We start from the raw sequence: 17,220 nt of genomic DNA on the forward strand, positions 1-17,220 counted from the left end.
TCAGGGCCTGCGGCCATGTACGCGCCGCATCACAAGGCCGAACACATGGTCGCACCGACCAACGCCGCAGATCTCGCACGAAAATCCTTGCCAACGGAGAGCCGTCCACACATGGGATATCGCGACCTCCCGCAGCTTTACTGATCATGCCTCGGAGCGCTGCGGTTTGGCGCGGCAAAGAGCGGGTGCGGCAGAGGTGGTTTATTGTCGAAGGCTGGGCCGAAGATGTGGCGCCAGTGGGTGAGGGCGGCGGGGGTGTCGTTTTGGCGCTCCAGGTCGGCGGCGAGGCGGGCGGTTCGATGCGCCTGTTCTGCCGCGGGCCGCCAGCGGTCGCCGAGGGCTACGTGCTCGATGGTCCCTGGAACCGGCAGTGAGCGGCCGCTTTGCGCAACGAGCCAGAAGAAGAAATCGCGCACCATCCAGTCGTAGAAGAGGAGACTGCGGCGGCGGTAGATCCAGGCCAGGAGAAACTCCACCACCAGGAGTTCGATGGCAAAGCCGCTGAGAGGCACCTNGCACCGCGTTCCGCCCGCCTTGACCAGACGGATAAGATGCCGTGCCTTGCCATGGCTGAGGCCATCGGCATGCTCCAGCGCCCGTTGCTGCGCCTCCACATCCAACTGTCGCCAGCGCACCGGCGCTGCCAGCCGCGGCGCACCGACGACGAGGACGCCACCGGTGGCGCAGCGGTACGCCGGCAGCAGCCGCGCCCGAATCGGTGCCCCCACCGCCGTCCGGTCGCTGCGAACACTGATCCATCCCTGCCGGTCGATTGCCACCGCGCCGTAGCGCTGGTTGAGCAGTTCGGTGATCCGCTGCAGCGCCGGCGAGGNTCGCCGGCCGGCCGGAGCGGCCCGCCTGGGTCGGCCGCGCTGCATCGCCCAGCACCAGCAGCAGATCGAGGGTGCTGTCGCCGGCGAGCGCCGTGGCGTGCGCGTGGGCACCCAGGATCCGCAGCGGCGGCAGACCGGCGCAGAGCCGCGGCTCGACAANNCGGCACGGACCCGCAACCAGCGGGTCAGCAGCGCCTCGATGTCGGTGGCGGTGGCGGCGATCGCGGCCGTCGTTGCCGCGTTCGGTGTCAGGTCGCAGAGGAAGCCGGCGAAACGCCGTACCACGTGCTGCCAGAGCGGCGGTGACAGGCGGTAGCCGTCCATGCGCCGCCTATGCCGGCAAGGACGGGCCGTGTGCGGCGCAGGCAAACACCGCAGCACGGCCCAAGGTGGCCGGGAGGGACCGGCAGAGGCAGAGCGTCGATCCTAGGAGCATCCGGTAGTCGAGCCGCAGGTCATGCATTTCAGGCAGGTGCCATTACGAACCAACGTGAAATTACCACACTCGTTGCAGGAGTCGCCCTCGTAGCCCTGCAGCTTGGCAAGCCGGGCGAGTTCCGCCTGGGCGGCGCGCGGGTCACCCGGTTCGGCCGCAGCGAAGGCGAGGGAGGCCGTCTCGTCGCGGGCGAGGGCGATGCTATTGCTGTTCACGGCAACGCTGGTAAAGCTCTCGCTGCTCGCTTCGCTCGCCACCACCTCGCTGCTGCTGCCGCTGCGCGAGCCCTGGTAGACCTTGAAGCGGTTGCGGACGTAGCCGCGGCTGGCGAAGCGGGTCACCACCGGAATCGGGTCGTCCTCCACCTCGCGACTGGCCGGTGATGCCGACGACGGATTCCCGACCGTATCGAAGTGGAGATCGTCGGGGACGGTGTGGGCGAGGTCGAAGCGGCCAAGGTAGGAAACGGCGAGTTCACGGAAGATGTAGTCGAGGATCGACGTCGCCATCTTGATCGAGTCGTTGCCTTCCACCATGCCGGCCGGCTCGAACCGGGTGAAGGTGAAGGCCTCGACAAACTCTTCAAGCGGGACGCCGTACTGCATGCCGATCGAAATGGCGATGGCGAAGTTGTTCATCAGGCTGCGGAAGGCGGCGCCCTCCTTGTGCATGTCGATGAAGATCTCGCCGATGCGGCCGTCTTCGTATTCGCCGGTGCGCAGATACACCTTGTGACCGCCCACCTTGGCCTTCTGGGTGTAGCCNNCCTTGCGCCGGTTCGGCAGCCCCAGGCGCTGCGGCCGGGCCACCACTCGCTCGATCACCCGTTCGGTGATTCGCTCCGCCTGCAGGGCCGCCGGCTGCTGCAGCACGTCCTCGATCGCCTCGTCGGCATCGTCATCGATGTCTTCGAACAGCGCCGCCGACAGCGGCTGGGACAGTTTCGATCCGTCGCGGTAGAGAGCCGTCGCCTTCAGACCCAGTTGCCAAGCGAGCAGGTAGGCGTGCTTGCAGTCGTCGATGCTGGCGGCGTGCGGCATGTTGATCGTCTTCGAGATGGCACCGCTGATGAAAGGTTGCACCGCCGCCATCATCCGGATGTGGCTTTCCACCGAAAGCGAGCGGGTGCCGGTGCGGCCGCAGGCGCTGGCGCAATCGAAGACGGGCAGATGCTCCGGCCGCAGGCCGGGCGCACCCTCCAGCGTCATCGTGCCGCAGACATAATTATTGGCGGCATCGATCTCGCTGCGGGCGAAGCCGAGCGCGCTCAGCAGGCAGAAGCCAGGGGCGGCCTGCTGTTCGACGGTGATGCCGAGACGCTCGCTGCAGAAGGCCTCGCCCAGGGTCCAGCGATTGAAGACGAAGCGAATGTCGAAGGCGTCGGCGAGGGCGGCTTCGACGGTGCCGATCGCCTCATCGGTGAAGCCGCAGCGCTGCAGTGCGGCATGATCAATGGCGGGCGAGCCAGCCAGGGTGCCGTGACCGACGGCGTGGCGAATGATGTCGTCGATGCTGTCGCGGTCATAGCCGAGCCGCGCCAGCGCTGCCGGAACGAGGCGGTTGATGATCTTGAAGTAGCCACCACCGGCCAGCTTCTTGAACTTGACCAGGGCGAAATCAGGCTCGATGCCGGTGGTATCGCAGTCCATGACTAGGCCAATGGTCCCGGTGGGCGCGATCACCGTCGTCTGCGCGTTGCGGAAACCGTAGGCTTCGCCAAGGATGAGCGCCTGATCCCAGGCGGCGGCAGCAGCGACGGCCAGCGGCCGGTCCGGAACATGGATCGCTTCCAGCGGCACCGGCGGCGTCGACAGGTCGTCGTAGCCATTGCGGGCGCCATGCGCTGCCCGGTGGTGGTTGCGCATCACCCGCAGCATAGCCGCCCGATTTTCCTCGAAGCGGGGGAAGGCGCCCAACGCACGCGCCATCTCCGCCGAAGTGGCATAGGCGGTGCCGGACATCAGGGCGCTGATCGCCGCGGCAATGCTCCGCGCCTCCACCGAATCGTAAGGGATGGCGGCGGCCATCAGGTAGCCGCCGATGTTGGCAAAGCCGAGACCGAGGGTGCGGAATTCGTAGGAAAGCTGGGCGATCCGGCGTGAGGGGTACTGCGCCATCATCACCGAGATTTCGAGCACCATCGTCCACAGCCGCACCGCGTGGGCGAAGGCATCCACATCGAGGCTGCCGTCCTCGCGTTGGAAAGCGACCAGGTTGAGCGAGGCGAGATTGCAGGCCGTGTCGTCGAGGAACATGTACTCGGAGCACGGATTCGAGGCGTTGATGCGGCCGCTGACCGGGCAAGTATGCCAAGCGTTGATGGTGGTATCGAACTGCAGCCCCGGATCGGCACAGCTCCAGGCCGCATAGGCGATGCTGTCCCACAGGGTGCGGGCGCGCAGGCGCTTGGCCACCGTGTGGTCGGTGCGCCGGGTCAGTTCCCAGTCGCCATCCTTGCGCACTTGGTCGAGGAACGCGTCGGAGACGCGGACGCTGTTGTTGGCGTTCTGCCCGGCGACGGTGAGATAGGCCTCGGAGTCCCAATCGGTATCGAACACCGGGAAGCTGATCTCCCGCTGGCCCTGGCGGGCGAGTTCGAGCACCCGCTGGATCATCGCCTCGGGGATCATGCTGCGCCGGGCGGCGCGGATCGCCTTTTTCAACGCCGGATTGCGGGCGGGATCGAAGCGCCCATCGCCGTCGCCGCTCAAACAGGCGGCCAGCACCGCCGCCAGTCGGCGTTCGGCCATCCGCGAGCCGGCAACGAGGGCGGCAACCTTCTGTTCCTCGCGCACTTTCCAGCCGATGAAGGCTTCCACGTCCGGATGGTCGATATCAACGACCACCATCTTCGCCGCCCGTCGGGTGGTGCCGCCGGACTTGATGGCGCCCGCCGCCCGATCGCCGATGCGCAGGAAGCTCATCAGCCCCGAGGACTTGCCGCCGCCCGACAGCCGCTCGCCTTCGGCGCGCAGACGGGAGAAGTTGGTTCCCGAGCCTGAACCGTATTTGAACAGGCGTGCTTCGCGGACCCACAGATCCATGATGCCGCCCTCGTTGACCAGATCGTCGTCGATGCTCTGGATGAAGCAGGCGTGCGGCTGCGGCCGCTCGTAGGCTGACTCCGACGCTGCCACCTCGCCGGTGCTCTCATCGACGTAGTAGTGACCCTGCGCCGGACCGTCGATGCCGTAGGCCCAGTGCAGCCCGGTGTTGAACCATTGCGGTGAGTTGGGGGCGGCTTTCTGGGTCGCCAGCATGAAGCAGAGTTCGTCATGGAAGGCGCGCGCGTCGGCGGCGGTATCGAAGTAGCCGCCCTTCCAGCCCCAATAGGTCCAGGTGCCGGCCATCCGGTCGAAGACTTGCTTGGCGCTCTGCTCGCCGCCGGCGCGGGCGGCCTCGGGCAGTTGAGCCAGCGCGGCCGCATCGCCCGTGTGCCGCCACAGCCATGCCGGCATGCCCTTCTCCTCCACCGCGCAGAGTTGGGTGGGGATGCCGGCCTTGCGCAGGTACTTTTGCGCCAGCACATCGCAGGCGACCTGCGACCAGGCGGNCGGAACTTCCAACTGCTCCTGGCGGAAGACGACCGAGCCATCGGGATTGCGGATCTCGCTTGATCCGGTGCGAAACTCGATGCTGGCGTAGGGGGAACGGTCCGGATCGGTGAACAGCCGCGCTATCTTCATGTCTACGCCGTTTCTCTGCCTGTTTTGCTGTCTGGCCATGTTGGGGAAGCGACCGACGGCAGCCACTCAGCCACAACATCATGGGGCCCTGCTCAGAGTTAGGACCATACCTTGATGTCAGTGTTCAGGCAACGACATTTTGTCCTAGCCTGGCGGCCAACTTACCGCATATTGTGCATAACCCCCATACAGGGGGCAGCTAAGCGCGTTGAGCGAGCCGATCACAGGCCGATGCGGGTCGAGCGCGCCGGCGCCAGCCGCGAGGCTGGTGCTGTAGCGCACCGATCCGGCGCCGGTATATGGATCACACGCGAGCGCGCATTTGACTTTTTGCAGGCAAAGGGGGAACGGCCGACGTCCGTGGACATCCAGGGCGGACCGGCAGGAGAGCCAAGTCAGCCGGCAGTCATCGGCACGTCTGGCTGCATCAAGACCAGAGACGGTATCCTTTGATAACCGGCCCACATACCCAACAGGGCCTCAGCAGATCTTCGATCTGCGGCACCAACCAGTCGCTCCAGTCGATGACGAGCGATGCGAGCTAAGCGCCCTCGTCCTCGTCCGGCTCCATCAGGCGATGCAGATGGACGATGACGTACTTGGTATGGGCGTGGTCCACATTACGGTGGCTTGCCGCGCGCCACGCCTTGAGCGCTTCAGCGTAGCTGGGGAAGATGCCAACCACATCGAGAGCCGCCGTGTCGACAAAATCCTGACCGCGCGGGTCTGCGACCTCGCCACCGAAAACCAGGTGCAGGAGCTGCTTTTCCATCACTGTGTTTTTCCAAGGTTAAAGGTAAAGCGCCAACAACACCCAACACGAAAGGGTTATGCAGCAACACCCAAAAATGAACAGAAACGATAAACAGACGATTGGCACCAGCACTCGACCGATGGCAAAAGCGGGTTAAGCCCGCTCTAGACGATCTGGGGGCAGCCGTTTAACCGTCCTTCTTGCCAAGTCCGATTTTCTTGGCAAATTCCGACCGCTGCCGGGCGTAATTCGGCGCAACCATAGGATAGTCGGGAGGCAGGTTCCATTTGGCGCGGTAATCTTCAGGAGTCATGCTGTAATTGGTCCTGAGATGCCGCTTAAGCATCTTTAGTTTCTTGCCGTCTTCAAGACAGACCAGATATTCTGGAGTGACTGATTTGCGAATGGTCGTTGCCGGCTTGGGCAACTCGGTCATCACTTCAACAGTCTCGACTTCCAGAGAAGTCAGCGAGTTGAAAACGCTATTGATTATTTCAGGTATCTGAGTGGTGGATACTTGGTTGTTGCTCAGATATGCGGCGACGACATCAACCGCCATGCGCAGGAGGTCATCGCGTGTTACCTTGTCGCTTGCCGTATCAGTCATGATGCCGCCACCAAAAAAACGCTAATTGAAACGACTTACTTCTAGCATGCTATGTCGCGTCGTTGTCAAGGGTGTTTAAAGACATTCGCAGTATTCGATCCCTGGTTCTGCCCACTCACCGCGTCGAAGTCGCAGTTTGTCGCTCTAATCGCCAAGGCAATTGGTTGAACTTTTCCCCCGATCAGGTGACATGCCATCCAGGGTCATTTTGTTGCCTGATCACGTTGGTGGATGAAGGCACTTTGCCGTGGAGGGAGATGAGGTGGGTAAGACAGGCGGGCGCGGTCGCTTTGCCAAATTCGGCGATAGCTTGTGGCGACCTAGTCATGCGCGGCGATATGTGGTATAGGCGCAGCAGTCTAAAATCAATACATTACGCTTCGAGGATGCGGTGGGGTTGGTGGCGAAGGACCCGGTGGCTGTCGCGAGCGATCACGCCGGTTATGAGTTGAAAATGTTGCTGGCAGAGGAACTCCGGGCGCTTGAGCATCCGGTTTTAGATCTGGGATCCGGTGACGGTCAGCGGGCTGATTACCCGGACATGGCTTACGCGCTCGTTCACGCCTTGCGGGCGGGACAAGCAGTGCGCGGAGTTCTGGTCTGCGGCAGCGGCATCGGCATATCGATGGCAGCGAACCGCTTTCCGGATGTCCGCGCCGCGCTGGTGCATGACGCACTGGGGGCGCGACTGGCACGGCAGCACAACGACGCCAATGTCATATGTTTCGGTGGACGGATGATCGGAGCGGAGGTAGCTCGGGACTGCCTGCGCATCTTTCTCGAAACCGAGTTCGACGGCGGGCGCCATTGTCCGCGGATCGAGAAACTTGCTAATCCGGTCTGATCCGCACGCAAACAGATCTCTAGGGAGACGAAGGACATGACAACGGCCGTCAGGCGCGGGGAGGCTTTGACCGACGAAGGGATGTTTTCGGCGCGGCTGGAGGATGCCGACCCCGAGCTCTTCGCGGCAATCCGGCAGGAATTGGTGCGGCAGCAGCAGCACGTGGAACTGATCGCGTCCGAAAACATCGTGTCGCGTGCAGTACTGGAGGCGCAAGGCTCGGTCCTCACCAACAAATATGCCGAGGGTTATCCGGGTCGACGCTATTACGGCGGTTGCGAATACGTAGACATTGCCGAGTCGCTGGCGGAAAGTCGCGTTCGCGCCCTTTTCGGCTGCGAATTCGCCAACGTCCAGCCGCACTCGGGAGCGCAGGCGAATACTGCGGTGTTCCTTGCCCTGCTGCAGCCGGGTGACACGGTGATGGGCATGTCGCTCGCCGCTGGTGGTCACCTGACCCACGGCGCGGCGCCGGCGCTGTCTGGCAAGTGGTTCAATGCGGTCCAGTACGGCGTCCGCCGCGACGACTCGCGGATCGATTACGACGAAGTGCAGCGACTGGCGGAAACGCATCGGCCCAAGCTAATCATCGCCGGTGGCTCGGCGTATCCGCGGATCATCGATTTTGCCCGCTTCCGCGCCATCGCCGACAGCATCGATGCCTACCTGATGGTGGACATGGCGCACTTCGCCGGGCTGGTGGCGGGCGGTGCGCACCCGAGCCCGTTCCCGCACGCGCATGTAGTCACATCGACGACGCACAAAACGTTGCGTGGTCCGCGCGGCGGTCTGATTCTCACCCAGGATCCAGATCTCGCCAAGCGAATCAACTCTGCCGTCTTCCCCGGCCTGCAGGGTGGGCCGCTGATGCACGTNGTTGCCGCCAAGGCGGTGGCCTTCGGCGAAGCGTTGCGGCCGGAATTCCGTCGTTATGCCGCCGATGTGGTGGAAAATGCCGGCGCCTTTGCGCTGCAATTGCAGACCCGCGGGTTCGACATCGTCTCCGGCGGTACGGATACGCATCTGATGCTGGTTGACCTGCGCTCCAAGCAACTCACCGGCAAGGCAGCGGCGGCCAGCCTTGGCCACGCGCACCTTACCTGCAACAAAAACGGCATTCCCTTCGATCCGGCAAAGCCGGCGGTAACATCGGGGATCCGCCTCGGCACACCTGCGGGAACCACCCGNGGGTTCGGACCGGTGGAATTTCAGCGCATCGCCGACATGATCGCCGAGGTTCTCGACTCGCTGATTCGCAACCCTGACAACAACGCCGACGCGGAAGCGGCGGTGCGCGAGAAAGTTCTGGCGCTGTGTGGGCGCTTTCCGATCTACCCGTCGCTGTGAGTGTGTGAGCTGTGAGCGTGTGAGGAGTGGGGCATGCGGTGTCCGTTCTGTGGCCATGACGATACCCAGGTAAAGGATCTGCGCCCCACTGAAGACCACGCGGCCATTCGCCGCCGACGCTACTGCCCGGCGTGCGGCGCCCGTTGGACCACGTTCGAGCGGGTGCATCTGCGCGAGTTGACCGTGATCAAGAAGAACGGCGAACGGACGACGTTCGATCGCGAGAAGCTGCTGCGATCGCTCCGGATCGCCCTCCGCAAGCGGCCGGTGGATGACGATCGCATCGAGCGCGTGGTCAACAGCATTCAACGCCGGCTGGAGACGCTGGGGGAATCGGAGATTCCGTCGAAGGTCATCGGTGAAATGGCCATGGAACAATTGGCCCAGCTCGATCAGGTGGGCTACGTCCGCTTTGCCTCCGTCTATCGGAATTTCCGCGAGGCCAAGGATTTCGAGGATTTCGTGGAAAGCCTCAGTGATCGCTGACGGCGGGGGCTCGCCGGCCGACGACATGCACGAGTTCATGCAAACGGCGCTCAGTCTTGCCAAGCGTGGACTCGGACAAACTTGGCCCAATCCGACGGTCGGTTGCCTGATCGTCCGCGACGGCCAGCCCGTGGGCAGAGGATGGACGCAACCAGGNGGGCGTCCGCATGCGGAGACGCAAGCGCTTGCCCGCGCCGGCGATTTGGCAAGCGGCGCCACCGCGGTCGTCACCCTGGAGCCCTGCGTGCATCATGGCGCCACGCCGCCCTGCGTCGATGCGCTCTTGAGCGCCGGGGTGCGGCGGGTGGTGATCGCGATCGAAGATCCGGATCCGCGCGTTGCCGGGCGCGGGATCGCCGCCCTCAGTGCCGCCGGTGTCGAGGTGTCGGTTGGTCTGCTGGCAGCGCCGGCGAAGCGGCTGAACCATGGCTTTATCCTTCGCATCACCGCGCGGCGGCCGATGTTTACGCTCAAGGTTGCCTCGACGCTGGATGGTCGTATTGCCACCGGCAGCGGCGAGAGTCGCTGGATCACCGGCGACGAGGCGCGGGCACGGGCCCATTGGCTGCGCGCCAGCCACGACGCGGTGCTGATCGGCAGCGAAACGGCGGTGCAGGATGACCCAGACCTCACCTGTCGGCTGCCGGGGTTGGCACCGCGATCGCCGTTGCGAATTGTCGCCGATGGCCGCCGCCGCGTCCTCTCGGCAAGCCGACTGATGCAGACGGCGGCGACCTATCCCACTTGGGTGCTGAGCGGGACTGACAGTGACTCGCGCGCGAACTGGCCGCTATTGCCGGCGTTGCTTCCGCCTGGTGTGACGCTGATAGGGGTGGACAGGGACGCCGGCGGCCAATTAGATCCGGTGTCCATTGCCCACACCCTGGCCGACCGTGGTCTTACGCGTGTGCTCATCGAAGGTGGTGGAGTGCTCGCGGCCTCCTTCCTGAAGGCCGGTCTGGTAGATCGGCTCGCTTGGTTCCATGCACCGAAAATCATCGGATCGGGTGGACGACCAGCGATAGCGGATGCGAAGGTCGAGCGCCTGATTGATGCGCATCAGTTTCGCCGCGACAGCGTCCATCAGGTCGGCTGCGATATCGTCGAAACGTACGATAGACTTGAACAGTAGAAATGAATGTTTACTGGTATTATAACTAACATTGGTGAAGTGGAGGAAATTCGCGAGCAAGGGGATCGCTGGTTTCGCTTTCGCACCGATTTTGATCTGTCCGCCGTGCCGCTCGGAGCCTCCATTGCCTGTTCCGGCGTTTGCCTGACCGTGATCGAGACGGGGGTGGACTGGTTTGCCGTGACCGCCTCGGGCGAGACACTGGCGCGAACCACCATGCGCGACTGGTCCGTCGGTACCCGCATCAACCTCGAACGGGCGCTGCGTCTGGGCGACGAACTTGGCGGCCATATCGTCAGCGGGCACGTGGATGACACCGCCCTTATCGCCACGATCGAAGACGACGGAGCGTCGAAGTGCTTTACCTTTCGCGTGCCGCCGCGGTTTGCCCGCTACCTCGCGCCAAAGGGATCGGTGGCGCTTGACGGCATTTCACTGACGGTGAACGCGGTGCTCGACACCACGTTCACCGTCAACATCATTCCGCACACGCTTGCCGTGACGACGCTGGGTAGCAATCGAACGGGCGATCTGGTCAATTTCGAAGTCGATCTGCTGGCCCGCTACGTGGCCCGCCAACTTGGGACGGATTCGGCGTGAACGAAGCTTTGGAGTTGTCACCGATCGAGGACGTCATCGAAGACGCCCGCAATGGACGGATGTTCATCCTGATCGATGACGAGAACCGTGAAAACGAAGGCGACCTGGTTGTTCCGGCGCAGATGGCAACGCCGGATGCGATCAATTTCATGGCCCGCTTCGGGCGAGGGCTGATCTGCTTGGCATTGACCCGGCAGCGGGTGGCGGAGTTGAAGCTGCCGCTGATGCCCAGGCGCAATACCTCGCGGCACGAGACCGCTTTCACCGTCTCCATCGAAGCGCGCGAAGGCGTTTCCACCGGCATTTCCGCCTCGGATCGGGCGCGGACGGTTGCCGCGGCGATCGATCCCGGCAAGGGTGGTGACGATCTGGTCTCGCCTGGGCACGTGTTTCCCCTGGAAGCGCGCGATGGTGGCGTCCTGGTGCGCGCCGGGCACACGGAAGCGGCGGTGGATATTGCTCGTCTTGCCGGCCTCAACGCCTCGGGCGTCATCTGCGAGATCATGAACGACGACGGGACGATGGCGCGGACGCCGGACCTGCTGCTGTTTGCCCGCCGCCATGGGCTCAAGGTGGCTACCATCGCCGATCTGATCGCCTACCGTCTGCGCCACGATCGCATCGTTGATCGCCTGCTCGAAGCTGCCTTCGACAGCCACTACGGCGGCGCCTTCCGCCTCTACGTCTACATCAATCGTGTTGCCTACGCCGAGCATCTGGCGCTGGTGAAGGGCGATCTTGCTGACGAAGGTCCGATCCTGGTGCGCATGCACGCGCTGCATGTTCTCGACGACATCCTGGGCGATGCGCGCAGCGGCAAGGCGAACGAGTTGCATGATGCGATGGAGATGATCGGCAAGGTGGGGCGNGGGGTGATCGTATTGATTCGCGAGCCGTACGCGGCCAGTCTCTCCGACCGGGTTCGTGCTCGCCTCGTTCACGCGGAGGAGCACGCCGGGTCGTTGCGTGACTACGGCGTCGGCGCGCAGATTCTCGTTGATCTTGGTGTTCGCGAAATGATTCTATTGTCGAACACACAGAGGACCGTCGTCGGTCTACAGGGGTATGGTTTATCCATTGTTGGCCAGGAACAGATCGCTATTTCGGCAGAAGGTGACAAATGTCTCGGCCCCACGTATTGATCGTCGAGGCACGGTTTTACCAAGACCTTGCCGATCAGTTATTTTCCGGTGTTGCTGCGGTACTTGACGCTGCGGATGTAACTTATGAGCGGCAGTGGGTGTTTGGTAGTTTCGAACTGCCTGCCGCCATTCGCTTTGCCCTCGATGCACCGCCTGAAGGTGATGCGCCGCGGCGGTTCGATGGCTTCATCGCCCTTGGCTGCGTCATCGAAGGGGAGACCGATCATTACGAGCACATCTGTCGCGAGGAGAGCCGCGGGCTGATGGATCTCTCCTACCAGTTCGCGGCGCCGCTGGGGTTTGGTCTGCTCACCTGCCGCACCTACGAGCAGGCGATCGCGCGGGCTGCCGTCGATCGTAAGAACAAGGGGGCCGATGCTGCCCACGCATGCCTGCGGATGATCGAACTCAAGCGGACGCTGTCGCAGGCACGCCCATGAAGCCGCCGCAGCGTGTCGGTAGCCAGCTGTCGCGCAGCGCGGCGCGGTTGGCGGCCGTCCAGGCCATCTACGAAATGGAGGTTACGGGCGCCGCGGCGGATACCATTCTCGAGAACTTCCTTCGCCAGCGTTGGCCCTGGTCGGGCGCCATGGAGGCATTGCCGCCACCCGACCTGGATCTGCTGACGCGTCTGATCCAAGGCGTGCAGGCGAGTACGGAGGATCTGGACAGCGCCATCGATACCATCCTCGAAGGCCGGCAGGGCTCGACACGGATTGAATTGCTGTTGCGGTCCATCCTCCGCGCCGGCGCCTACGAGCTGCGCGCGTTGCCGGAGATACCGGCGAAGGTTGTCATCAACGAGTACATCAACCTGGGGCACGCGTTCTACTCCTCCGGCGAGCCGGCACTGGTGAATGCGGTGCTCGACCGACTGGCCGCNGCGCTACCGCGACAATCTCCCGGCGACACCCTGAGACGACGGCGGCCGCCGGTGTCAGGGGAGTTCGACCTCATCCATCGCTTCTTTCGCCCCCTGGCAACTGCGCCGGGTGCGTTGGGGCTGAGCGACGATGCGGCGCTGCTGGCGGTGGGTACTGCAGACGACCTCGTGCTCACCACCGATACCATTGTCGAGTCGGTGCACTTCCTGCCGGGTGACCCGGCAGACAGCGTCGGCGGCAAGCTTCTCGGCGTCAATCTGTCCGACTTGGCGGCGATGGGGGCCGAGCCGCTGGCCTATCTACTGTCGGTGGCTGTGCCGCAGGCTTGGTCGGACGAACGACGCGAGGCGTGGCTGGGCGGATTTGCCCGTGGTCTGGCGCAGATGCAGCCGCTGTTTCGCCAGGGCCTGCTGGGAGGCGACACCGTCGCGGCTCCTGCCGATCTCTGCCTGACCGCCACCGCACTCGGCCGTGTTCCCTCAGGCAGTGCGCTCAGGCGCACGGGTGCCCGGATCGGCGATGCGATCTTCGTTTCCGGCACCATCGGCGATGCGGCGCTCGGCCTGCGACTGGCGACGGATGGGCTGCCACCGGGCGTTGCCACTGCAGCGGCGGCGACGCTGATCGATCGTTACCGCTGGCCGCGCCCGCGCGTCACCCTCGGTCCTCGCCTGCGAGGGCTGGTGCACGCGGCGGCCGATGTATCGGACGGCCTCGTCGCCGACCTAGCGCACATCTGCCGTGCATCGGGGGTGACGGCGGAGATCGACGCGACGGCGATCCCGCTGTCCGATGCCGCGCTCCACGTGCTCCAGTTCGCTCCGGCCTTACGTTCGCTCATCCTCACCGGCGGCGACGACTACGAATTGATCTTTACCGCACCGGCAGCAAACCGGGCAGCAATCGATGCGGCCGCAGTTGCAGCAGAGGTTGCAATTAGCTGCATCGGCACGATCGGGCCGGCGTCAGTGCCACCAGAGGCCGAACCGGTGCGGGTGATGGTGGCAGGCGTGACGATGGCGCTCGAAAGCACGGGCTTCGAGCACTTCTCTTGCAATCGCAAGAAATAGTCTTTCCGTTTCCGGCACCTCACTGTCCGTTCAGGCAGCCAATTCGATTGGTTGCTGGCAATGCACAAGCACCGACACGCTGTTTATGCTGCAGTGCAGCAGCGGCGTATTTTGGTCGGTGTGTTGCGATCGGCGTGTTCATCTGTCATGTTTACCAATCTGTTCCGGTAAAACGACAAACATCCACGCTGAAGGCGGGAGAGCGAAAGCGATAGCCCTCCCATCGACGGTGATAAAGAGGGGGCCAGATATCATGGCAGCTGACTACTCGGGCGTTTATTTGTTCGTCATCGTCTGCGGACTTGTAGCGCTCGCCTATGGGGCATATGCAAGTAAATCTGTTCTAAGTGCCAGTGCAGGTACGGCACGAATGCGAGAAATATCCGGCGCGGTGCAGGAAGGCGCGGCCGCCTATCTTAATCGGCAATACAGTACGATCGGTATCGTTGGTGTTGTCGTCGCCGTTCTGCTGTTATTCCTGCTCGGCTGGAAAGTTGCGGTCGGCTACGCCATTGGTGCCACCCTTTCCGGTGCTGCCGGCTATGTCGGGATGAACGTATCGGTACGCGCCAATGTTCGCGTCGCCGACGCTTCCCGGCACGGACTTGCGCGTGGTCTATCGGTTGCGTTCAAGGCGGGCGCCGTCACCGGGATGCTGGTTGCCGGCCTCGCACTGATTGCGGTTGCGGCGTACTTTGGTTTCCTTGTTTTTGTGCTTGATGCGCAAGGGCGGGATCTGGTCGATCCGCTGGTGGCACTCGGCTTCGGTGCCTCGCTGATTTCAATCTTCGCCCGCCTCGGCGGTGGCATCTTCACCAAAGGAGCCGATGTCGGCGCCGACCTTGTGGGCAAGCTCGAAGCGGGCATCCCGGAGGATGATCCACGCAACCCGGCGGTGATCGCCGACAACGTCGGCGACAACGTCGGCGACTGCGCTGGCATGGCGGCCGATCTGTTCGAGACTTACGTCGTCACCGTCGTCGCGACGATGGTGCTGGGATCGATCTTCTTCTATGGTAAGCCGGAAATGGGCGCGATCCTGATCTATCCGCTCGTGATCTGTGCTGCCTGCCTTGTCGCCTCGGTGATTTCAACCTTCTTTGTCCGTCTCGGCGCCAGCAACAACATCATGGGGGCGCTGTATAAGGGCTTCATTGCCTGTGCCGTCATGTCGGCGGTAGCGCTGTGGCCGGTAACCTCCTGGGTCATCGGCATGGACACGCCGCTCGTTGCCGGCGGTCACAGCTTCACCGGCTGGTCGTTGTTCCTATGCGGGATCATTGGCCTCGTCGTGACCGGACTGATCATCTGGGTCACCGAGTATTACACCGGGACCAATTTCCGTCCGGTCAAAATCATCGCCGCCGCCTCACAAACGGGCCACGCTACCAATATCATTCAGGGGCTTGCCATCTCGATGGAGGCAACAGCGATCCCGGCGGTGATCATATGCATTGCCATCATCATGACCTATTCGCTGGCGGGCCTGTTCGGCATCGCGATCGCGGTCACCGCAATGCTGGCGGTGGCGGGAATGGTGGTTGCCCTTGATGCGTACGGACCGGTGACCGACAACGCCGGCGGCATTGCCGCGATGGCCGACCTTGATGCCGATGTGCGCAAGACTACTGACGCGCTCGACGCAGTCGGCAACACGACAAAGGCGGTTACCAAGGGGTACGCCATCGGCTCGGCCGGCCTGGGCGCCCTAGTGCTGTTCGCCGCCTACACCCAGGATCTGACGTTCTTCAGTTCCAATCCGCGGGACTATCCGTATTTCGCCGGTATTGCAGTCGACTTCAGTCTGTCCAATCCATATGTGGTCGTCGGCCTGCTGCTCGGCGGCCTGCTGCCGTATCTGTTTGGTGCGATGGGGATGACCGCCGTCGGTCGTGCGGCTGCCTCGGTGGTGATCGAAGTTCGCCGGCAGTTCAAGGAAATCAAGGGAATCATGGAAGGTTCGGCGAAGCCGGAATATGGGCGCTGCGTCGACATGCTGACCAAGGCAGCGATCAAGGAGATGATCGTGCCGTCGCTGTTCCCGGTGCTGGCGCCGGTCGTCTTGTTCGTCATCATCAATCTGATCGCCGGCAAGTCGGCAGCGTTCTCGGCCTTGGGCGCCATGTTGCTCGGCGTCATCGTCACCGGACTGTTCGTTGCCATCTCGATGACCGCGGGCGGCGGCGCCTGGGACAACGCCAAGAAGTACATTGAGGATGGTCATTTCGGCGGCAAGGGGTCCAACGCCCACAAGGCGGCGGTCACCGGCGATACCGTCGGCGATCCCTACAAGGATACCGCCGGTCCGGCGGTCAACCCGATGATCAAGATCACCAACATCGTCGCATTGCTGTTGCTGGCGATTTTAGCGCATTATTAGGCGAACGTCGTGTCGAGGCGACCGCCGGTCGGCGGCGACCGAACCGTCACAAGGGGAGTGAAGGGGTGTCCGTCGTCCTGATCAATGCGTTCGACGTTCCGGAAGGCAAGCAGGCGGAAGCGCTTGCCTTCTGGGAGCGGGTTGCCACGTTCATGCGCGTGCAGCCGGGATTTATCTCAACCCGGATGCATCGGGCGGTCGTGCCCTGGGCACGCTTCGAACTGGTGAACATCGCCGAGTGGGAGTCCGTGGCCCACTTCGAAGCGGTGGTCGGCAGCGAAGGCTTCCGTCGACTGGTTGAGCCCTACATACAAACCTTTCCGCACTTTCCGGGACTTTACGAAGTCATGCAGGCTGAGGACGCCAGCGGATAGCGCGATCGGCGATGCGGTGGTGGTGTCACTTACCGCTTCCCGCATGCGGGCTCCCGAGGAGCCCGCCGGTACCCGCCGCGTAGCGACGCAGGGAGGTCTTCAACTATCGCTTGGGACCTTCTTCCTTGTTGAATTTGCCAAGGTTACCAAGCAGTTGTTGGATCACGGTGGGGGACTGACCGAAGGACGGGGTCTCGCGGCTGACAATCTCCACTTCCCGTCCGCTCTCCAGACCGACCAATCGCACCGAGCCGAGGACTGCCTGATCATCGAACAACAGCACCACCACCTGCCGCTCGACCGTTTCCGGTGCAAAGAAGGCAAGGGTGCTCTCACGATCGCTCATGTAGTACCAGGTGTTGTCGTCGAAGGGAGGCGTGCTCGATGGTGATCCGAGCAACCCCACCACGTCCGCCTTCGATTGCTTGCCGGGTGCCAGACGGGCAAGTTCATCGGCATCGATCGGGTTACCATGGACGGCGACACGTCCTTCACAGGCGCCTAGCGACAGACCGCCAAGGGCGATAAGGCTCAACCAGGCGACGGCGGCGAGGGGCGATCGACCTTGCTTCGACCGTGGTGTTTGTGGTCGTTGCATCATCAACGGTTCGCGCTGAAGGTGGTAGAGTGGCAATCATGCGGCCA

Annotated in this window: 14 protein-coding genes; 10 read left to right on the forward strand and 4 right to left on the reverse strand. The window is 63.3% G+C overall.

Translation table 11 applies throughout. The features are described from left to right. Window positions 1-1,259: 1,259 nt before the first annotated feature. From HQ394_RS00295 to HQ394_RS00305, 3 genes are all read right to left on the reverse strand, one after another. Entirely contained in the window at window positions 1,260-4,955 is a 3,696-nt protein-coding gene (locus HQ394_RS00295; RefSeq protein WP_190261525.1) for a vitamin B12-dependent ribonucleotide reductase, read from the reverse strand. Between the two features lie 541 nt (window positions 4,956-5,496). Then, a complete protein-coding gene (locus tag HQ394_RS00300) occupies window positions 5,497-5,727 on the reverse strand; it encodes a DUF4170 domain-containing protein (RefSeq protein WP_190261526.1) in 231 nt (76 codons plus the stop codon). 169 nt (window positions 5,728-5,896) lie between these two features. Then, a complete protein-coding gene (locus HQ394_RS00305; protein WP_190261527.1) occupies window positions 5,897-6,316 on the reverse strand; it encodes a MucR family transcriptional regulator in 420 nt (139 codons plus the stop codon). A 400-nt stretch (window positions 6,317-6,716) separates the two neighbouring features. On the opposite strand from HQ394_RS00305, the gene rpiB reads away from it, so the two are divergent. The 10 genes from rpiB to HQ394_RS00355 all read left to right on the forward strand — a co-directional run bounded on the left by rpiB (window position 6,717) and on the right by HQ394_RS00355 (window position 16,575). Further along, complete coding sequence (gene rpiB / locus HQ394_RS00310) at window positions 6,717-7,160, forward strand: ribose 5-phosphate isomerase B (protein ID WP_190263038.1); 444 nt, start codon at window positions 6,717-6,719, stop codon at window positions 7,158-7,160. A gap of 36 nt (window positions 7,161-7,196) precedes the next feature. After that, window positions 7,197-8,507, forward strand: a complete 1,311-nt coding sequence (gene glyA, locus HQ394_RS00315; protein ID WP_190261528.1) for a serine hydroxymethyltransferase — start codon at window positions 7,197-7,199, stop codon at window positions 8,505-8,507. 33 nt (window positions 8,508-8,540) lie between these two features. Then, a complete protein-coding gene (gene nrdR, locus HQ394_RS00320; RefSeq protein ID WP_190261529.1) occupies window positions 8,541-8,993 on the forward strand; it encodes a transcriptional regulator NrdR in 453 nt (150 codons plus the stop codon). Window positions 8,994-9,030: 37 nt separating this feature from the next. Next, complete coding sequence (gene ribD, locus HQ394_RS00325) at window positions 9,031-10,125, forward strand: bifunctional diaminohydroxyphosphoribosylaminopyrimidine deaminase/5-amino-6-(5-phosphoribosylamino)uracil reductase RibD (protein ID WP_190263039.1); 1,095 nt, start codon at window positions 9,031-9,033, stop codon at window positions 10,123-10,125. Between the two features lie 6 nt (window positions 10,126-10,131). Then, window positions 10,132-10,725 (forward strand): riboflavin synthase, encoded by a 594-nt coding sequence (locus HQ394_RS00330; protein ID WP_190261530.1) that lies wholly within the window; start codon window positions 10,132-10,134, stop codon window positions 10,723-10,725. Beyond that, entirely contained in the window at window positions 10,722-11,867 is a 1,146-nt protein-coding gene (gene ribB / locus HQ394_RS00335; RefSeq protein WP_190261531.1) for a 3,4-dihydroxy-2-butanone-4-phosphate synthase, read from the forward strand. The genes HQ394_RS00330 and ribB overlap by 4 nt, the downstream gene beginning before the upstream one ends. Continuing rightward, complete coding sequence (ribH, locus tag HQ394_RS00340) at window positions 11,846-12,307, forward strand: 6,7-dimethyl-8-ribityllumazine synthase (RefSeq protein WP_190261532.1); 462 nt, start codon at window positions 11,846-11,848, stop codon at window positions 12,305-12,307. The genes ribB and ribH overlap by 22 nt, the downstream gene beginning before the upstream one ends. Further along, the gene (thiL, locus tag HQ394_RS00345; protein ID WP_190261533.1) at window positions 12,304-13,821 is read left to right on the forward strand and encodes a thiamine-phosphate kinase; all 1,518 of its coding nucleotides are present in this window, start codon (window positions 12,304-12,306) and stop codon (window positions 13,819-13,821) included. Before ribH ends, thiL begins: the two co-directional genes overlap by 4 nt. Window positions 13,822-14,074: 253 nt before the next feature. Further along, a complete protein-coding gene (locus HQ394_RS00350; RefSeq protein WP_190261534.1) occupies window positions 14,075-16,201 on the forward strand; it encodes a sodium-translocating pyrophosphatase in 2,127 nt (708 codons plus the stop codon). 65 nt (window positions 16,202-16,266) lie between these two features. Continuing rightward, window positions 16,267-16,575, forward strand: coding sequence for an antibiotic biosynthesis monooxygenase family protein (locus HQ394_RS00355; RefSeq protein ID WP_190261535.1), 309 nt, complete (start codon window positions 16,267-16,269; stop codon window positions 16,573-16,575). A gap of 103 nt (window positions 16,576-16,678) precedes the next feature. Here HQ394_RS00355 and HQ394_RS00360 read toward each other — a convergent pair whose 3' ends face one another. Continuing rightward, a complete protein-coding gene (locus HQ394_RS00360) occupies window positions 16,679-17,176 on the reverse strand; it encodes an outer membrane protein assembly factor BamE (RefSeq protein WP_223291743.1) in 498 nt (165 codons plus the stop codon). Window positions 17,177-17,220 lie beyond the last annotated feature (44 nt).

Source organism: Defluviicoccus vanus (assembly GCF_014672695.1).
Taxonomy (GTDB): Bacteria; Pseudomonadota; Alphaproteobacteria; order Rhodospirillales; family Defluviicoccaceae; genus Defluviicoccus; species Defluviicoccus vanus.

What these genes read in the sequence shown, in the direction of transcription:
- HQ394_RS00300 (WP_190261526.1), bottom strand. Translation starts at nt 5,727, where the DNA reads ATGGAAAAGCAGCTCCTGCACCTGGTTTTCGGTGGCGAGGTCGCAGAC.
- HQ394_RS00305 (WP_190261527.1), bottom strand. Translation starts at nt 6,316, where the DNA reads ATGACTGATACGGCAAGCGACAAGGTAACACGCGATGACCTCCTGCGC.
- nrdR (WP_190261529.1), top strand. Translation starts at nt 8,541, where the DNA reads ATGCGGTGTCCGTTCTGTGGCCATGACGATACCCAGGTAAAGGATCTG.
- HQ394_RS00330 (WP_190261530.1), top strand. Translation starts at nt 10,132, where the DNA reads ATGTTTACTGGTATTATAACTAACATTGGTGAAGTGGAGGAAATTCGC.
- ribH (WP_190261532.1), top strand. Translation starts at nt 11,846, where the DNA reads ATGTCTCGGCCCCACGTATTGATCGTCGAGGCACGGTTTTACCAAGAC.
- HQ394_RS00350 (WP_190261534.1), top strand. Translation starts at nt 14,075, where the DNA reads ATGGCAGCTGACTACTCGGGCGTTTATTTGTTCGTCATCGTCTGCGGA.
- HQ394_RS00360 (WP_223291743.1), bottom strand. Translation starts at nt 17,176, where the DNA reads ATGATGCAACGACCACAAACACCACGGTCGAAGCAAGGTCGATCGCCC.